Raw genomic sequence first — 17,547 nt, 5'->3', positions numbered from 1 at the left:
AAATTAATTTAAAAAGAGGCGAGCAGTATGACCTACTTACAAAAGGGCACAAAACAGTTTACTTTGGCTAATTTAGCATTGTTTGCTGCAGGATTCATTACTTTTGCAAATCTATATATTACGCAACCACTGTTTCCACAGTTTTCAAAAGAATTTCATGTGTCACCAACTGTTGCTAGTCTTTCATTATCGGTTGCAACAGTCGTATTGTCATTTAGTTTAATTTTATTTGGTTCCTTATCAGAGGCTTGGGGACGAAAAAAGTTAATGACGATTTCCATTTTTGCAGCTTCTATTCTAACAATTGCTCTAGCTTTCTCACCCTCATTTGAAATCTTAATTCTTTTAAGAATTGTTCAAGGATTTGTATTTGCTGGCGTTCCAGCAATTGCTATGGCTTATTTAGGGGAAGAAGTTGACCCGGCAAGCTTAGGTGCTGCAATGGGCCTTTATATAAGTGGTAACTCTGTCGGTGGACTTGCAGGGCGAATTATTATGGGGACGGTTACCGACTTATATAATTGGCAAATTGGGATGATTTTTTTAGGATTATTAAGTTTAGTAATTTGTGCTTACTTTGTTTGGGCGTTACCGGCTTCAAAACACTTCACGCCTAGACCATTACAATTCAAATCACTATCAAAATCTTTATTTTCTCATCTAAAAGACCCCGGATTAGTTTGCTTATTTGGTATAGCCTTTACACTTATGGGTGGCTTTGTAACGTTGTATAACTACATAAGTTATAAATTACTAGCCCATCCATATAATTTAAGTGCAACCATTGTAGGATGGATTTTTATAGTCTATTTAGTTGGAACATTTAGCTCAGCTTGGTTTGGTAGTCTTTCAGATAAATTCGGTCGACAAAAGGTATTATTAATAGGGATTATTATTATGTTTTCAGGTGCATTACTTACATTACCTGTTCACCTTTTCATAAAAATATTAGGTATTGTCGTCTTTACTTTTGGATTTTTTGGTGCTCACTCAATAGCAAGTGGTTGGGTTAGTCGAAGAGCAAAAAGAGATAAAGCACAGGCTTCCTCACTTTATTTATTCGCCTACTATTTTGGTTCTAGTGTTGGTGGAACAACCGGTGGTATCTTCTGGTCACATTGGGGCTGGAATGGAATTATAGCTTTTATCAGTTGTTTAATTATGACAGCCTTCATCCTTACTGTTACAATCATGTTGAATGATCGAAAAGTTGAATCAAGCGTAGAGAATCATTACCAATATTAGGTTTTAAGTTAAACTTGAAAAAAACGAGGGATTAGATGAGTTTATATGATATTACAGTAACCGATACAAACGGTGAACAATATTCGCTAGAACGGTATAAGGGTAAAGTAATGCTGATTGTGAACACTGCTACGAAATGTGGCTTTACTCCTCAATTTGAAGAACTTGAAGAACTATATAAAAAATATCAAAAAGAGGATTTTGTGGTGTTAGGTTTCCCTTCTAACCAATTCAAACAAGAACTAAGCTCCGGTAAAGAAGCAGAAGAAGCATGTCGATTATCATATGGAGTTTCCTTCCCTATGCATGACTTAGTTAAAGTAAATGGGAATGAGGCACATGAACTCTTTAAATATCTCACTGAGGAATCAAAAGGGATTCTCGGAAAGAATGTTAAATGGAACTTTACGAAGTTTTTAGTCGATCAAGAAGGAAATGTCGTAAAACGGTTTGCTCCAACTGATAAACCATCAAAGTTTGAAAATGAAATAAAAGAATATCTTTAACGAACAACGCCCTAAAAGACTTAGCTTTTAGGGCGTTTGATTTTATCTAAATTTTTTCTAAAAAGGTTCCAACCATCTTTATACCTGTTTCTGTACCAATGGATTCTGGGTGGAATTGTAAACCATAAACTGGATATTGTTTATGTTGAATTGCCATTATTTCTTGATCATCTGTAGAAGTAGCTATAATTTCAAAATCCTCATGCAATGTTGCTGGCTCAATCACTAATGAATGGTAGCGCATTACCGCTATTTCTTCTGTTAAGGAATTAAATAATCCTTCCCTCTTATATGTTAAGTATGACAATTTCCCATGCATTATATTTTCTGCTCTAACAATATTACCTCCGAAAGCTGCACCGATTGACTGATGACCCAAACAAATACCTAGTATCGGAAATTCAGAATAAAGTTGTCTTACTACATCAACCGTGATCCCCGCATCTTCAGGAGTCCCTGGCCCTGGTGAAAGGACAATTGCTTCTGGATTTAATTCTCGAATCTCTTCTATTGTAATAGCATCATTTCGAACCACTCGAACATTTTTACCTAAACTTGAGATTTGTTGATAGAGATTATATGTGAATGAATCATAATTATCAATAAGTAAAATCATCGGTGCACCTCCAACAATGCTTTTGCTTTATTAAGGGTTTCTTCATATTCAGACTGAGCATTAGAATCGTAAACAATTCCTGCACCAGCTTGCACATGGGCTTTTTCATCTTTCACAATCATTGTACGAATTGCTAAAGCTAAATCTAAATTCCCATTTAATGAAAGATAACCGATCGCACCTGCATAAACTCCACGTTTCCTTTGTTCTAGTTCATTAATAATTTGCATAGCACGAATTTTCGGTGCCCCTGATACTGTCCCAGCAGGTAAACAAGAGGTTAACACGTCAAGGACATGTACATCATCATTTAACTCACCAATTACTTCTGAAACTATATGCATTACATATTTATACCTTTCAATTGTCATATATTTACTTACTTTAACTGACCCAATTTTACTCACCCGACCAATATCGTTACGGCCTAGGTCGACTAGCATTCGATGTTCTGCTATTTCTTTCTCATCATGTAGTAGTAACTGTTCCGTTTGTTCATCCTCTTCCTTCGTTTTCCCTCGAGGTTTGGTACCTGCAATTGGATTCGTTGTAATAATTCGATCCTGGACCTTTACTAAACTTTCTGGAGAAGTACCTAAAATTGTATATTGATCAAATTCTAAGTAAAACATATATGGGGAAGGATTAGATGTTCTAAGTTTTCGATATAATGCAAATGGGTCACCATTGAAGGCAGCTGAGAATCTTTGTGATAAAACAACCTGGAATATGTCTCCACGCTCAATATGATTTTTTGCAGTTTCAACCATTTCAATAAAGTCTTCTTTTCTAATGGTTGGCTCAAACTTAACAGAAATCGCTTGTTCCTCTTTAAATGTAACACCTTGTTTTATTTCATCAATAAGTCGTCCAATTGACTGTTCCATTTCTTTTTCTGATTTACCTGATTGGAAAAGATCTACGGACGCTATTGTTACAGTTTGAAGCAAATGATCAAAGACAATAAATGTATCATAAAAATAAACATGTACATCTGGCATGTTTAAATCATCTTGCAGTACCTCACCAATTTTTTCATTATAAAAAGCAGTATCGTATCCAAAATAGCCAATCGCCCCTCCAAAAAATGAAAAAGGATACTGAACATTTTGGATTGGAAGCATTTCACGAAGTTTTTGCAAAACCGATCCTGATTCTCTAATTAATTCCTCTTCATTGTAATTGTAGTAGTAATAATCATGATTTCCCTTTAATTGTGCGATTGGATTCACAGCGATAAAAGAGTATCGTCCACTTTCTTCATGTTTTGCAGAGGATTCAAATAAAACTTTATGCTTCCCCTTCAAACTTTGAAACACAGAAATTGGTGTCATCATATCGCCTTGTAACTCACGAATGATATAATTTTTCACTTCAACAGTCATGCTCAACTCTCTCCTTCTCTACTCTACTAAACTTACACCGTTTTTCAATGTATCCAGTTAATACCTGTGAGATTGATTCAAAACAATTGCGAATCATCACAACAATTTCAATCTTTTATGGATTAACATTCTACAAAAATGCAAAAAAGGCTTTCCATCACAAAGGACGGAAAAGCCGTGGTGCCACCTTCATTGACTAATTTATTGCGTTCTAAATTGAATACATAAATTAGTCCTCTCAACTGTTGTAACGTAACAAATTCGCTAATACCTACTACTATTTCAGCACTAGAAGCTAGAAACCCATTCATATTATGTCATGCACCAGCTTACACCAACCGCTAGTTCTCTTAGCCATCCCATAATACTACTCTTTTTCATCATTGCTTTATTATTTAGCTAACCCTATTTTATTATAAATTTTGCCACTATTCAAATGTAATTATGGAAAATTAAAAAAAATCAGATAAACCGAGAATTTTCAAATAAAAAGAAGCCGACTCACTACACTAAGTCAGCTCTATAAAATAGATTTAATTATTAAGGTCGAATCGTTGACCCTTTTTTAAATAGAATAGATATTCAGCAATATTTGTTGCTAAATCAGCACAACGCTCAATAAAGCGACAAATAAATGCTAAATTTGTTATTTGCGAAATATTTTCAGGTCGAACACTACTTAACTTCATTAATTGCGTAATCATACTTCCGTACATTTCATCAATTTGATCATCAAAATCAGCTACTTCTTTTGCTTTTGTTGTGTTTTCTTCCACAAAAGCTTCCACAACTTGATTTAACATTGCAGAAGTTTTTAAGAACATATCCTCAATTAACTCAACTGAAGTAATAAATTGCGAATCACCAATACGAATCGTTTCTTTTGCAATATTTACTGCATAATCACCAACACGTTCCATATCAGATGCTGCTTTTAGTAAAACAACTAATCGTCGTAAGTCCTTTGCAACTGGTTGTTGTCTTGTCATAATTAAAATTACTCGATCATTTATTAGTTCTTCTAAGTGATTTATTTCAGTATCTTTATTAATAATTTCACGTGCTAATTTTAAATCTTTATTAATGAACGATTTAAATGTAAGATCTAGTTGACTTATACTCAATTTACAAAGTTTTATTAATTCATTTTGAACATCCTCAATATCATGTTCATAACGACCACGAACTCCCATGTCCTTCCTTCCTCCTTAACCGAATCGACCTGAAATATAATCCTCTGTTCTTTGATCTGTTGGAGTCGAGAATATTTTATCAGTATGATCAAATTCAACTACTTCACCATTTAAGAAGAATGCTGTTTTGTCAGAAATACGAGCTGCTTGTTGCATATTGTGTGTAACGATAATAATGGAATATTTATGTTTTATTTCTTGAACAAGTTCTTCTACTTTTAAAGTCGAAATTGGGTCAAGTGCAGATGTTGGCTCATCCATTAAAATAACATCTGGCTCAATTGCAAGACAACGAGCAATACAAATACGTTGTTGTTGACCACCGGATAATCCATATGCATTTTGGTTCAGACGATCTTTTACTTCATCCCAAATCGCAGCACCGCGCAATGATTTTTCTACGATTTCATCTAGAACTCTTTTATTTTTAATTCCATGGATTCTTGGTCCATATGCAATATTATCATAAATTGATTTAGGAAATGGATTAGGTTTTTGGAAGACCATCCCCACTTTTGTACGTAGTTCTTCAACTTCATAATTACCTTCAAAAATATTACGTCCACGGTAACTAATTTCACCATTTGTTTTTACGATAGGAACAAGCTCAACCATTCGATTTAGAGCTTTAATATATGTGGATTTCCCACATCCAGATGGTCCGATAATAGCAGTAACTTCATTTTCTTTGATGTCTAAATTAATATCTTTTAATGCATGATGATCTCCATACCAAAGATCGAAATTCTTTGATTGGAATACAGTATCTTTCGTTGTGATAATCTTTGTAGATGTTTCTTCACCTACATTTTCAGACGACTTTAAAGTTAACTTTTCAGTATCATTTTTAATCATTGTTTGTACCAACCTTTACACTTCCTTTAATATCGTTTTTGAAATTTATTGCGAATAAAGATTGCAATTGAATTCATTACCACAAGCAATATCATTAAAACAATAATTCCGGCTGAAGAAACATATAAAAATTCTTCTTGAGGACGTTTTGCCCAATCATATATTTGCATTGGTAATGCGGTAAATTCACTTAGTAATCCTTCTGGTAAGAATTGTAGAATAACCGGAATACCAATAACAACTAACGGTGCTGTCTCTCCGATTGCACGGGATAACGCTAAAATACTACCTGTTAAAATACCTGGGATTGCAGCTGGTAAAACCACACGCGTAATTGTTTGCCATTTAGTTGCTCCCATTCCATAAGAAGCTTCACGTTGTTCATTTGGTACCGCACGAATGGCTTCTTGTGCTGCAACGATAATTACAGGTAGAATTAATAAACTCATTGTAAAACCTGCAGCCAAGACACTTTTCCCTAATCCTAACATTCGAACAAAAATTGTTAACCCAAGTAAACCAAATACAATTGATGGTACACCTGCAAGGTTAGAAATATTCGTACGAATAAAATCATTAAATTTGTTCTGTTTTGCATACTCCTCTAAATAAATTGCTGTACCTACACCTAATATAATGGATACAGGTGCAACAACTGCCATTAACCAAAGTGAACCGATTAAAGCAGCTTTAATACCTGCTTTTTCAGGGAAGCGTGATGCAAAATTTGTTAAGAAATCTATATTTAAATATCCGGAGCCTTGTGAAACGATTCGCACCAATAAAACAACTAAACAAAGCAATGCAAAAAGTGTAGCGATTAGGAATAACGATTTCCAAAGTTTGTTGAACTTTAAACGAGACTTCATACGCTTCATAACAACAGTTTCATCAATGTACTTCATCGTTAATACTCCTCTCTGAAACGTTTTGAAATATAGTGTGCTAATAGGTTCATAATTAATGTGAATATAAATAGTGTGAACCCAACAGCATAAATTGAGTAGTAAATTGTTGTACCATAACCAGCATCACCAGATGAAACTTGAACGATATACGCTGTCATGGTTTGGATAGAACCTGTTACATCTAAATTAAACGTTGGCGTTGCACCACCTGCAAGGGATACAATCATAGTCTCACCAATTGCACGTGATATCGCTAAAACAATAGATGAAATAATACCCGAAATTGCAGCTGGAAGAACTACTTTTAATGCTACTTCAAGTTTTGTTGCTCCTAATCCAAGAGCAGCTTCACGTATAGAATTTGGAACAGAGCTCATTGCATCTTCAGATAACGATGCGATCATTGGGATAATCATAATCCCTACTACAATACCTGGGCTAAGTGCGTTGAATATTTTCAGTGACGGTATCAATTGTTGCAGAATTGGTGTAACAAATGTTAGAGCGAAGAAACCATAAACAATTGTAGGAACACCTGCTAACACCTCTAATATAGGTTTAATTACACGGCGTGCTTTATCTGATGCATATTCACTTAAATAAATTGCAGCTGCTATACCTAATGGTACAGCTACGATTATTGCGATGACTGTAACTTTTAAAGTACCTAAAATTAATGGTAGTACACCGAATGTAGGATTATTTCCTGAGAATGGAAACCATTCTGTTCCGAATAAGTAATCTGTAATTGATACTCTCTGAAAAAATTCAAAGGTCTCGAATACAAGTGTAAAAAGGATCCCAAAAGTTGTTAATACAGATACAACGGCAGTAAATAACAATAGTAATGGCATCACTTTTTCAAGAACTTTTTTACCTTGCTTGTTTCGAGACTTCGCAATCAAATCTTGAACTGATTGCTCTTTCCCTAATCCTTGAGAAGCCATAATGTAAATCTCCCTTCAATATACGTGAGAAAATGTGTGGGCTAGGTTTTACCCACACATTATAAAAATCTAGTAAAATTATTTTAAGCCTTCTAAAGTTGATAAACCTGTTTCATAATCAACATCTTGTAATTTAACATAACCAACAGCTTCAGCCATTGCACCAGCGTTTTCTAATGTATATTTCATGAAATCATAGAAAGCTTCGTTTTCTTTTACTGCATCATTTTTTGCATATACGAATAATGGACGTGAAAGTGGTGTGTATTCTCCAGATTCAATTGTTTCGTTATTCGGTTCCACTCCATTAACTGATACAGCTTGTAATTTGTCTGTGTTTTCTAGATAGTAAGCAAAACCGAAGAATCCGATTGCATTTTTATCTCCAGCAACACCTTGTACTAATACGTTATCATCTTCAGATAAAGTAGCGTTTTTGACTAAGTCAGCTCCATCTAGAATTACTTCATCAAAATAATCATAAGTACCTGAGTCAGTACCTGGTGAGTAGAATACGATTTCTTCTGCAGGCCAAGATGGGTCAATATCAGACCATTTTTTAGTTGTGCCATCTTCAATCCAAAGTGCTTTTAATTGATCAACTGTTAAATCTTGAGCCCAATTGTTTTCTGGGTTAATAACAACTGTTAAACCATCATTTGCAATTTTGAATTCTGTATATTCAATACCAGCTTCTTCTAAAGCAGCTTTTTCTTCATCTTTAATTGGACGTGATGCGTTTGAGAAATCAGTTTCACCTGCGATGAATTTTTCAAAACCACCGCCTGTACCTGAAACCCCTACCGATACTTTAACGTCAGGTTGTACTCCGCTGTATTCTTCTACTATTGCTTCTGTAATTGGGGCAACTGTTGATGAACCGTCACCAGATACTGTCCCTGTTAATTGCGCATCACCTTGATCTGCAGTTTCACCAGTAGTTTGTTCATTAGTTGCAGGTTCTTCTTCAGCTGTGTTAGAACCACAAGCTCCTAATAATAATGCTGAGCCTAACGCGGCTGTCATTGTTAAGTACTTCCACTTTTTCATCTCTTATTTCCTCCATCAATTTCATAGTAAGTTTGTCTTACAGGTTTCACTATAAAGGTGTATTGTTGATGTTATATAAACGAATTGTAAAGAGATTGTAAATCAATGTCGAAAAGTAGAATAAATTTTCAATTATTCGTTAATACTTTAATTTTGAACATTAAGCAAAACTATATAAATGCTAGAATTAATTTTTAATAACCTATTTCCCATACTTAAATTTTCCCTTAAAGCGTAAACAATAGAATTATTAATACCTACAATCAATAAATAGAAAAAGACCCAATAGTATGCAATTGCAATCTATTGAGTCTTTTTTATTATTTTACTGTTTGTTCAACCGTATTTTCATCAATTTTCTCATCTGTTGTTGGTGGAAGGATCTTTTGTTCCACCGAGCTTTCGGATACTCCGTTTTCAGCATATTTCTTTTTTAATTTAAAATAAACATCCAATATTTCACGCGCAATTTCATTATTTTGCGGTTGATAAATATCATAGTTTGTTGTTACCCATGGAATAAATACAGCGTATGCAACCTCTGGATTTTCAAAAGGAGCAAACCCAACATGAGTTAAATTGATTGTAGTAGTTCCATACTCCTCACGAAGCGGACCGTAATAAACCACTTCCGCAGTACCTGTTTTACCCGCTGCAGTGTATGGAGCATTTCCAAATTGTGTACGAGCAGAACCCTGGTTTCCAATATAAACTTGACGAAGTCCTTTTTTCACTTGATCAATTTCATCTTGACTATTAGAAATTCGATTCAAAATCTTTGGCGTTACTTCTTCCACAACTGGACCTAAAGTTTCACCATCTTCAGAAGGTTTTCGAATTTCTTTTAATAGTCTAGGTTGAACACGATATCCATTGTTTGCAATTGTTGAAATATATTGAGCAAGTTGCATCGGAGTATACGTATCGAATTGTCCTATAGCAAAGTTCAATATTTTACCAGGGTTATCAAGAATCCCTTGGTAACCTGAGAATTCACTAGGCAAATCTATACCAGTATTAACACCAAGTCCAAACTGTGCATATCCATTGCGCATTCTTTGGAGCGTATCATCTTTTAACTTTAGCCCCATATTGTATTGATATCTCGAACCACCAAGCATCATAGCCACTTGGAACATATATGAGTTCGATGAACGTTCGAGTGCTGTGACATCATTCATCGGAATTGCACCACTTCGGTTAAATATAGAACTTTTTGCGTCTGTACCTGCAAGTTTAATAGGCTGGTCAATTAAAGTAGTTCCTGGCTGAATGACTCCTTGAGAGTAACCCATTAACAATGTTGCAGCTTTAATTGTTGACCCTACTTCATATGCTGTAGTAAATGTTCCATATGAATAATCAACAACATATTGTTTACCTGTCTCAGGATCTTTCTCAATCTTTTTCCCCACAACCGCTAGCAATTCTCCTGTTCTTGGATTCATCATGACATAGAAGGCACGATCCAAGAGTTTTGAACTGCCATACTCATTCTTAAGCTCGAGTAATTTTTCTTCAACGATTCTTTCAGCTTCAGCTTGTAGTTCAGTATCGATTGTTGTAACTAAATCTTTCCCAGGTTCACCTTCATAAGTTGTTACGGTATCAACAACTGCACCTTGTCTATTCGTAATATTTTTTACTACTGATTTTTGTCCCTGTAATAGCTCTTCATATTGAGCTTCAAAATAACTTTCCCCTACTCGATCATTCCTTGAATAGTCACGTGCTAAATAAAAATCAAGCTTTGATTTTGGAATCCCTTTACTAGGGACAGTTGTTCTACCTAAAATAGAAAGGGACGATAATTTTACACGCTTCCAGTCTGTCGTAGTATTGACTCCTGGCAAATCGGATAACCGCTCAGAAACACGTGCAAATTCAGCAGCCGTTACATCCTCACTTTTAATAATTTGCGGTGACAAACTATAGCCTGATACCATTTCACGGTATATTGCCAAAACTTCTAAATCGAAATTAGTTAATTCAGCTAACTCCTCTTCTGTAATTCGTTCTCTCACCAAGCGATCAATTTCTTTTTGAACTTCTTTTTCATCTTCAATCGTTGCTCGTAAGTTGGTTTCTTCTTTTTCCGAAACTTTATCGTATGCAGCTTCTTTATTTTTTAAGATCCAAAAATCTAGTTTATCACGATATGTGACCCGTTTAGTTGGCTGCTCTATTAACATCGCCAATTGTTCCGCAATATCGAGCATTTCTTCGGTTGTTGTTGATTGCATCTTTGTATATGTAATGGCATTCTCGGGCTCATTATCAACTAACACACGACCATAGCGATCATAAATTCTACCTCTTGGTACACTCGTATTAACTGCAACTTCTTCCGTGCGTTCTAATGCTCGTACATAATTTTCCCCATTTACAATTTGCAAATATCCTAGTCGGAATATTAATGCAGAAAATAGTATAAAGATTGAAAAGAAAAGGACGTTCATACGAAAAGATAAGCTTGCTCGATACTTTGCTTTCACACTAGATGCACGATTCAATTTTTGCTTATTTCTCACTGTAATCCCCCTTTCTAATTAAACTTATTTTGAACTATATAATGAAACACATGCATTCTAGTATATCATTTCCTTAGTTAATAAAAAAGAACATAGACAAAGGCAAGGAAACTACATGTTCTGTAACGGTAAAAAGCGTAAAAGGTTCCTATTCTTTCAACTATCAAATTATGTTGATTGTTAATGTCCCTTCAGAAGACACAACCATATTCTCTAGCGTAAGAGTTCACATTCAGTTCCATGTCCAAAGTAAAAATTTGATATTTTTTAGTTAGCATGTTAGCTTTTCACAAATACATTAATTCCAAACAGTAATATTAAACTTACCAGAAACTCCGCATTCGATGCAATACTACATAAAAAGGCCACAATACTATAGTAAGCAGAAATTTTATTAGCAGGTATTTTTTAACTTAATGGTAAATTACGTAATAAAGAGGTGCCTCAATTAATAGAGACACCCCTTTTTTATTTTTCTTCCATATACTCAGCTACATTATTAATACGCTCAAGCATCGGTGGATGTGTATATCTAAACCATTTTACAAGCGTTGGTGGATTTACCTCACTTAACCCTGCTTTCGTTAACTTTTGGAAACCGCTAACTGCTGCTTCTGGGTCTTGTACTAATTCCATTGCGAATTCGTCTGCTCTTTGTTCCTGATATCTAGAAACGAAATTTGAAATAGGACTTGATAAAAATAATAATATTGACGATAAAAGTAAGATCAGTGGTAAAGAATGAATGCTTTTTACATCCTTAATTTTTAGGACATGCCCAAACCTATTAATAATCCAAGGCATCATTTTTGAAATTAACCAAAGTCCTACCAACATCATCAGAACATATCCAGCTATCCCTATATAAATGTGCTTTTCAACATAATGCCCCATTTCATGACCCATAATATATAGTATTTCTTCTTCGTTTAATCGGTTTAATGTCGTATCCCATAAGACAATCCTCGAATTACTTCCGACTCCCGTCACATAGGCATTTAGAGCATTTGTTTTTTCGGCCATATTTACTTCATAGACATGATCTGATGGAATATTGGCTTGCTCTGCAAGTTCTAGAATTTTAGTTTCTAATTCTTTATTTGTTAGTGGATAAAACTCATTATATAACGGATCGATGACAACAGGTTGGATAAACATGATGAATATTGAGAACGGTATTGTTAATAACCATGCTGGAATCCACCACTTCTTAGGACTCTTATTAATTAGCCAGTATAAAACCGTTACAACTAATACCGTAATGACAAAGTTCACCCAAAAGTCTATTACGTTATCCCTCATCCAAGATGAAAATGATTGTGTACTGATTCCATAACTTTTACTTAAATTGTATCGATAATAATCTAATGGGAAAAACACCACGAAAGTTAGAATCAAAAGTAAAAATAAATAGATAGCATTTTTTACAACCTTCCATTTCATATCGAAATCTGACCATTTTTCAATTAGTAAAGATGCGCCTGAAATGAGAACAAAGAAATACATTAGCCATTCGAAAGGTGTCGCTACAAAAAATAAGAAGTTCCTAATTTTCGCATAATCTTCACTTAATAGCAGTTCTTTTTTTGTCATGAACGTTGCTGGATCTGCTACAGTTCCTTGTAATGCAGCTGGTATTCCACCGTCATTTCCATAAAAAATGTAAAAATACATTGCTAATGCATATAAACCGAATAATAACAGGACCGCTATTCCCCATTTTTTAACCACAACATCCCACCTCAATAAAAACCTTTTTATAACAGTGTAATCAAAAATGGACAAGATAGAACCATTTTTACTACAGTATTCTAACACTTAAATTAAAAGAGGAGACTGTGTTTTATTGTCCCCCCTGTCATAATTGTTATAATAGGTTTTTTTGTTCTAAATATTGTTTAAACTTTTGTGGATTATCTAAGCGAATTGCAACTTGTTTATATGTTTTTTCATCCCCATTAACAATGTTTGTTTCCTTATTTTTAAGGATACCATCTGAAAAACCTTCTAAATCTCGTGCAACAAAATTAAGTGTATCCTTGCCATGTTTTCGCTTTAGAATTTGTGCACCTAACACAGCATCCTTGAATAACTCCCAGTAAAAATCAGTTCTTTTCATTAAACCTAATGATTAGACTCATTTTTCATCAAATTGGAGTAGGTTAAGTTAAATTATTCCCAAACCTCTTCTGCAATCTCTTTAATTAGAGATAGTTTTTGCCACTGGTTGTCTTCCTCTAGAATATTACCATCTTCAGTAGAAGAGAAACCACATTGTGGACTTAAGCAAAGTTGATCCAGCGATACATACTGTGCAGCTTCGTGAATACGTGTTTTAATTGATTCTTTATCCTCTAACTTTCCAAATTTAGAAGTAACTAAACCAAGTACTACCTTTAAATCTGGACGATTTACATATTTCAATGGTTCGAAGCTACCAGAGCGTTCATCATCAAACTCTAAGAATAAACCATCAACATTAAGACCACCAAAAATAACTTTTGCTGCAAAATCATAACCACCACTAGAATGGAAAGTTGATTTATAGTTTCCTCGGCAAATGTGCATTGTTATAGTCATATCTGCTGGTTTATTTTTAATTGACTCATTGATCACATACTGTAATGTATCCATGAATTTTTGAGGATCTTTACCTTCAGAAACAAGTTTAGCACGAGTTTCATCAGAGAATAAACTAGCCCAGGCCGTATCATCTAATTGTAGGTAACGGCACCCTAAATCATAAAATGCTTGAATTCCCTTTTGATAAGCTATAATTGTATCTTCAATTAGTTCTTCTTCTGTTGCATAAATTTCAGTATTTTTATCAGCACGTGCATGTAGCATATTGGGACTTGGGATCGTAAATTTTACTGTAGATTCGCCAGCATGTTCTTTTACAAATTTAAAATGATCTAAAAATGGATGATGGCCAAAGTCAATTTTTCCAACAACCCGAATACCTTCTTTACGAGTCTCTAAGTTATGGAAATTTAAGCCATGATCTTTTTCATAGTATTCCATCCCTTCAAGTCCACCTAAGAAATCAAAGTGCCACCAGCTCCGACGAAATTCACCATCCGTAATTGATAAAACACCGATTTCTTTTTGTTTTTCAATTAAACGAATAATTTCTTCGTCTTCTACTTTTTTCAATTCAGCATATGTAATTTCGTTCTTTTGAAATTTTGAACGAGCTTCTTTTAACACTTGTGGTCGTAAGAAACTTCCTACATGGTCATAACGAAAAGGTGCCTTAATTGTTTTTGTCATCTACTCTACTCCCTTTTAAAAGTAATCCAAGAATAGTATTCTTGTATAACTTATTTTTACCTACTATACAAATTAATATATCACATATTTGAAAAAGAAGAGTAATCCCAACTTTTACTACGATTTTTAGTTTTTACTTCCTCTAATTGTTTTTAATACTTGTTGTGAAAGGATTGACAACATAATTCCTAAAAGATACATAAAAATAAAGACAAGTGGGAAAGTTTTGACCCCTTCAACTATGATATTGTCTTCTGTTAGAGTTCCTAAAGAAACAAATGGACGTAACCCCATAATATAGACTAGAAATACACTCCCTACTATTTCCCCTGTGGTGGAATGTATTCCTATTCGTTAATAATAATATAAAAAAAGAATTCGATCACTTTCTTAAGTTGAAAGAAATCGAATCCTTTATTTACCATACATAAACAGTGACATTACTTTGCTACTTCAATAAGTAAGGTATTTTTTCTTTTGGAATATCCAAACCTAATTCCTTTAACTGACTTTGAGCCTTAATTAGCAGTTGATCTACCTTTTCCTTAGTATCGGTATCCAAATCAGCAAACGGGTCCTTTTTGTCATGATGATGTTTAGGGAATGAGACGCCCAATTCTTTTAATTTGGCTTCCGCATCCTCTTTTGTTAGGGATCCATTTTTAATTTGATTTAGTATTTGTTTTACTTTTTCCTTCGTTTCATCATCCAATTTTGCAAGCATGTCATCACGATGATGATCAGGTAATTCTACTCCTAGCTCCTTTAATTGGGCATCTGCCTCTTCTTCTGTAATCTTGCCATCTTTCATTTGTTCCATAATTTCTTTTACTTTTTGTTTTGCATCATCATCTAATTTGTCAAACTTCGCATGATGTTTAGGCAGTTCTACATTTAAATCTGTTAAATCTTTCTTTAAATTATTTAAAACTTCGTCGACTTTTTCTTTAGTTTCTGGGTCTAGATTTTCATATTCTTCCTTAAATTGATGAGCCAATGTTTCATTAAACGTTGCTCCTATTCCAAAAATAAGGGTTACTGATAAAAACAATGCAAATAATATCTTCTTCAAAGATGTTTCACTCCTATGTTTATTCAAGTATTCTTTTTGAATTGATGTTGTTCGATAGCTAAAGGAAAAGTGTGCATGAAGATGATTAAGCTTATTAAAAATTAATTATTTTCGGGTCTTCCCCTTTTGTATTCATTAAACGCATTTGAGTAGGTGTTACTTTTAAAATGACCATTTTCGGATCGTCCGGACCATTAAACCAAAATTTCAATGCTTTATTCCAAACTTTTTCTTTCATTCCGTCATTTTGTGAAACTTCAACCTTTCCTTCTATCTCTAAAAATGAATCACCAAACCCTTTTCCATCGTAACCGATTAGAATATGTGTATTAGGGTTTTGTTGTAATTCCTCCACTTTATGGGTATCATTACTAGTTACTGTATACAAAGTAAAGTTATCGTTAAAAAAAGTCATATAACGTGAGTGGGGTTTATTCCCCTGGATTGTTGCCATTGTCCCAACCATATTATCATCTAATATTTTTGCAGCTATTTCTAAGTCTGTTTTTGCCATAAATTGTATCCTCCCTTGATTTTTTCATTTTATTATTTGAGAGTTGCAATTCATTTATGCTAATTAACTTAAAAAACTGGTCTCCATGTATTTAAAAATTTTTCAGTCTTTTTTCTACCAATATCAATTAGTAATTCTTTCGTTTCTTGGTCAATATCAAATTTTGTTGTGGAATAATCTTCAACAGGTATAAAAATAATATTTTTCTCATGCTTCCTAGATATATATCGCTCATCATGAGCAATTCTCATTGCAGTAAACAGTGCTTCAAATAAATTTAGGCCATTTTTAAATTGTTGAGGGGGTAGTTGTTCCCGTGGTTGACTTAGTTTCAATCCTAAAAGTGGACGTTCTTTCATTCCATTATCAAATATCCACATAGGGAAATTACTTAAAATCCCTCCGTCGACAAAGAGATATTCGCCCTTTTTATTTTTTAAAATAACTGGTTCAAAGAAAAATGGTAAACCACAACTCATTCTTAATGCACGAGCAACTGAAAACGTCTTCCAGTCAATACCGTAATAGCCTAAATCATCTGGTAGCACAATCATGCGTCCACTCGATAAATCCGATGTTACAAGTTTTAATTTTCCCTTTGGTAAATCATCAAAAGTATAAATTCCTTTACTGGCTAACTGTTGATAAAACCAATTTTCTAATGCATCACCTTTATATAATCCAAATTTAAAATATAAATTTATCCATTTAGTAAATGGTAGTGAAAATGCCTTTTTTGGGGTGTCTAAGAGGGATTTAAGATTTAATTCATCCAATGCTCTTTCAACTTCTTTAACGGTATAGCCCGCTGCAATAAATGCTGCAACAATAGCTCCTGCACTTGTTCCCGCTACTCGTTTAAATTGATAATTTTTTTCTTCTAATACTTGATAGGCACCAATAAAGGCGAAAGCTTTTATTCCACCACCAGAGAACACACCATCTATTTCCAAATACCTCTCCCCTTTATTTATCCATCATTACAATTTAAGAATAAAGGGGAAAAAATAGAACTAATGTCGAAAAGGACATCTCATCTTGAGATGCCCTTTATGTCATTTAAAGTACAGACCAGCCATTAGGATAATTTACTAATCATTAACCATTTAAATTTGTATGATTACTCTTATTCGTTTGTCTTCCATTATCATTGTCTTGCTTACCGTGATTATTGTTTTGATTTCGCTTTTTTGCTTGTTCATTTTCACCTATGATGTCAAAATCATCCGGACTCAGATCAAAACCGTATCCATATTCTTCACGATCCTGTCCATTTCCCTTTTTTTTGTTTTTCACAATAGATCACCTCCATAGAATATAATTTGTACATTCTTACTGTTTTTATGTGTCGGTTCATATTTCTAATTGAAAACCCTTAATATGTATTTTGAATGTTTTCTTTTCATGAAAAAAAGACAAAATCCTACTATTGGATTTTGCCTTTTCATATAA

18 protein-coding genes and 1 other annotated feature are annotated in these 17,547 nt (G+C 34.0%); of the genes, 2 read left to right on the top strand and 16 right to left on the bottom strand.

The window, feature by feature from the left end; translation table 11 throughout:
- Positions 1 to 27: 27 nt before the first annotated feature.
- Together JOD29_RS01720 and JOD29_RS01715 are read left to right on the top strand one after the other, a co-directional pair.
- Positions 28 to 1,245: an MFS transporter gene (locus tag JOD29_RS01720; protein ID WP_124762006.1), complete on the top strand. Its 1,218-nt coding sequence runs from the start codon at positions 28 to 30 to the stop codon at positions 1,243 to 1,245.
- A 35-nt stretch (positions 1,246 to 1,280) separates the two neighbouring features.
- The gene (locus tag JOD29_RS01715) at positions 1,281 to 1,751 is read left to right on the top strand and encodes a glutathione peroxidase (RefSeq protein ID WP_124762008.1); all 471 of its coding nucleotides are present in this window, start codon (positions 1,281 to 1,283) and stop codon (positions 1,749 to 1,751) included.
- A 46-nt stretch (positions 1,752 to 1,797) separates the two neighbouring features.
- Here JOD29_RS01715 and JOD29_RS01710 read toward each other — a convergent pair whose 3' ends face one another.
- From JOD29_RS01710 to JOD29_RS01635, 16 genes are all read right to left on the bottom strand, one after another.
- Positions 1,798 to 2,367: an anthranilate synthase component II gene (locus JOD29_RS01710; RefSeq protein WP_124762010.1), complete on the bottom strand. Its 570-nt coding sequence runs from the start codon at positions 2,365 to 2,367 to the stop codon at positions 1,798 to 1,800.
- The gene (gene trpE / locus JOD29_RS01705) at positions 2,364 to 3,752 is read right to left on the bottom strand and encodes an anthranilate synthase component I (RefSeq protein ID WP_124762012.1); all 1,389 of its coding nucleotides are present in this window, start codon (positions 3,750 to 3,752) and stop codon (positions 2,364 to 2,366) included. Before trpE ends, JOD29_RS01710 begins: the two co-directional genes overlap by 4 nt.
- A gap of 159 nt (positions 3,753 to 3,911) precedes the next feature.
- Positions 3,912 to 4,145: a binding site (T-box leader), on the bottom strand.
- A 140-nt stretch (positions 4,146 to 4,285) separates the two neighbouring features.
- Entirely contained in the window at positions 4,286 to 4,945 is a 660-nt protein-coding gene (gene phoU, locus JOD29_RS01700; RefSeq protein WP_124762014.1) for a phosphate signaling complex protein PhoU, read from the bottom strand.
- A gap of 15 nt (positions 4,946 to 4,960) precedes the next feature.
- Entirely contained in the window at positions 4,961 to 5,812 is an 852-nt protein-coding gene (gene pstB, locus JOD29_RS01695) for a phosphate ABC transporter ATP-binding protein PstB (protein WP_420844535.1), read from the bottom strand.
- A gap of 14 nt (positions 5,813 to 5,826) precedes the next feature.
- Positions 5,827 to 6,705 (bottom strand): phosphate ABC transporter permease PstA, encoded by an 879-nt coding sequence (pstA, locus tag JOD29_RS01690; protein ID WP_124762016.1) that lies wholly within the window; start codon positions 6,703 to 6,705, stop codon positions 5,827 to 5,829.
- A 2-nt stretch (positions 6,706 to 6,707) separates the two neighbouring features.
- The gene (pstC, locus tag JOD29_RS01685) at positions 6,708 to 7,655 is read right to left on the bottom strand and encodes a phosphate ABC transporter permease subunit PstC (RefSeq protein WP_124762018.1); all 948 of its coding nucleotides are present in this window, start codon (positions 7,653 to 7,655) and stop codon (positions 6,708 to 6,710) included.
- 78 nt (positions 7,656 to 7,733) lie between these two features.
- Positions 7,734 to 8,705 (bottom strand): PstS family phosphate ABC transporter substrate-binding protein, encoded by a 972-nt coding sequence (locus JOD29_RS01680; RefSeq protein ID WP_124762020.1) that lies wholly within the window; start codon positions 8,703 to 8,705, stop codon positions 7,734 to 7,736.
- Positions 8,706 to 9,025: 320 nt separating this feature from the next.
- A complete protein-coding gene (locus JOD29_RS01675; RefSeq protein ID WP_420844534.1) occupies positions 9,026 to 11,236 on the bottom strand; it encodes a penicillin-binding transpeptidase domain-containing protein in 2,211 nt (736 codons plus the stop codon).
- A gap of 468 nt (positions 11,237 to 11,704) precedes the next feature.
- Positions 11,705 to 12,967: a M48 family metallopeptidase gene (locus tag JOD29_RS01670; RefSeq protein WP_124762022.1), complete on the bottom strand. Its 1,263-nt coding sequence runs from the start codon at positions 12,965 to 12,967 to the stop codon at positions 11,705 to 11,707.
- Between the two features lie 136 nt (positions 12,968 to 13,103).
- Complete coding sequence (locus JOD29_RS01665) at positions 13,104 to 13,355, bottom strand: hypothetical protein (RefSeq protein ID WP_124762024.1); 252 nt, start codon at positions 13,353 to 13,355, stop codon at positions 13,104 to 13,106.
- Between the two features lie 53 nt (positions 13,356 to 13,408).
- Positions 13,409 to 14,509 (bottom strand): 5-methyltetrahydropteroyltriglutamate--homocysteine S-methyltransferase, encoded by a 1,101-nt coding sequence (locus JOD29_RS01660; protein ID WP_124762026.1) that lies wholly within the window; start codon positions 14,507 to 14,509, stop codon positions 13,409 to 13,411.
- 126 nt (positions 14,510 to 14,635) lie between these two features.
- Positions 14,636 to 14,803, bottom strand: a complete 168-nt coding sequence (locus JOD29_RS01655) for a hypothetical protein (RefSeq protein WP_205101602.1) — start codon at positions 14,801 to 14,803, stop codon at positions 14,636 to 14,638.
- Between the two features lie 154 nt (positions 14,804 to 14,957).
- Positions 14,958 to 15,581 carry a hypothetical protein gene (locus JOD29_RS01650; RefSeq protein WP_124762028.1) on the bottom strand — a complete coding sequence of 208 codons (624 nt, stop codon included), beginning with the start codon at positions 15,579 to 15,581 and terminating at the stop codon, positions 14,958 to 14,960.
- A 94-nt stretch (positions 15,582 to 15,675) separates the two neighbouring features.
- Complete coding sequence (locus JOD29_RS01645; protein ID WP_124762030.1) at positions 15,676 to 16,095, bottom strand: pyridoxamine 5'-phosphate oxidase family protein; 420 nt, start codon at positions 16,093 to 16,095, stop codon at positions 15,676 to 15,678.
- A 68-nt stretch (positions 16,096 to 16,163) separates the two neighbouring features.
- Entirely contained in the window at positions 16,164 to 17,048 is an 885-nt protein-coding gene (locus JOD29_RS01640) for a patatin-like phospholipase family protein (protein WP_124762032.1), read from the bottom strand.
- Between the two features lie 145 nt (positions 17,049 to 17,193).
- On the bottom strand, positions 17,194 to 17,391 hold the full coding sequence (locus JOD29_RS01635) for a hypothetical protein (RefSeq protein ID WP_124762034.1): 198 nt from the start codon (positions 17,389 to 17,391) through the stop codon (positions 17,194 to 17,196).
- Positions 17,392 to 17,547 lie beyond the last annotated feature (156 nt).

Source organism: Lysinibacillus composti (genome assembly GCF_016908465.1).
GTDB classification, from domain to species: domain Bacteria; phylum Bacillota; class Bacilli; order Bacillales_A; family Planococcaceae; genus Ureibacillus; species Ureibacillus composti_A.
This window is presented reverse-complemented; position numbering and strand designations above follow the sequence as displayed.

Bases quoted from the DNA above. Each gene is read 5' to 3' on its own strand.
- pstA (WP_124762016.1), bottom strand. From the start codon at position 6,705: ATGAAGTACATTGATGAAACTGTTGTTATGAAGCGTATGAAGTCTCGT.
- JOD29_RS01720 (WP_124762006.1), top strand. From the start codon at position 28: ATGACCTACTTACAAAAGGGCACAAAACAGTTTACTTTGGCTAATTTA.
- JOD29_RS01645 (WP_124762030.1), bottom strand. From the start codon at position 16,095: ATGGCAAAAACAGACTTAGAAATAGCTGCAAAAATATTAGATGATAAT.
- JOD29_RS01715 (WP_124762008.1), top strand. From the start codon at position 1,281: ATGAGTTTATATGATATTACAGTAACCGATACAAACGGTGAACAATAT.
- JOD29_RS01660 (WP_124762026.1), bottom strand. From the start codon at position 14,509: ATGACAAAAACAATTAAGGCACCTTTTCGTTATGACCATGTAGGAAGT.
- JOD29_RS01665 (WP_124762024.1), bottom strand. From the start codon at position 13,355: ATGAAAAGAACTGATTTTTACTGGGAGTTATTCAAGGATGCTGTGTTA.
- JOD29_RS01710 (WP_124762010.1), bottom strand. From the start codon at position 2,367: ATGATTTTACTTATTGATAATTATGATTCATTCACATATAATCTCTAT.
- JOD29_RS01680 (WP_124762020.1), bottom strand. From the start codon at position 8,705: ATGAAAAAGTGGAAGTACTTAACAATGACAGCCGCGTTAGGCTCAGCA.
- trpE (WP_124762012.1), bottom strand. From the start codon at position 3,752: ATGACTGTTGAAGTGAAAAATTATATCATTCGTGAGTTACAAGGCGAT.
- pstC (WP_124762018.1), bottom strand. From the start codon at position 7,655: ATGGCTTCTCAAGGATTAGGGAAAGAGCAATCAGTTCAAGATTTGATT.
- phoU (WP_124762014.1), bottom strand. From the start codon at position 4,945: ATGGGAGTTCGTGGTCGTTATGAACATGATATTGAGGATGTTCAAAAT.
- JOD29_RS01655 (WP_205101602.1), bottom strand. From the start codon at position 14,803: ATGGGGTTACGTCCATTTGTTTCTTTAGGAACTCTAACAGAAGACAAT.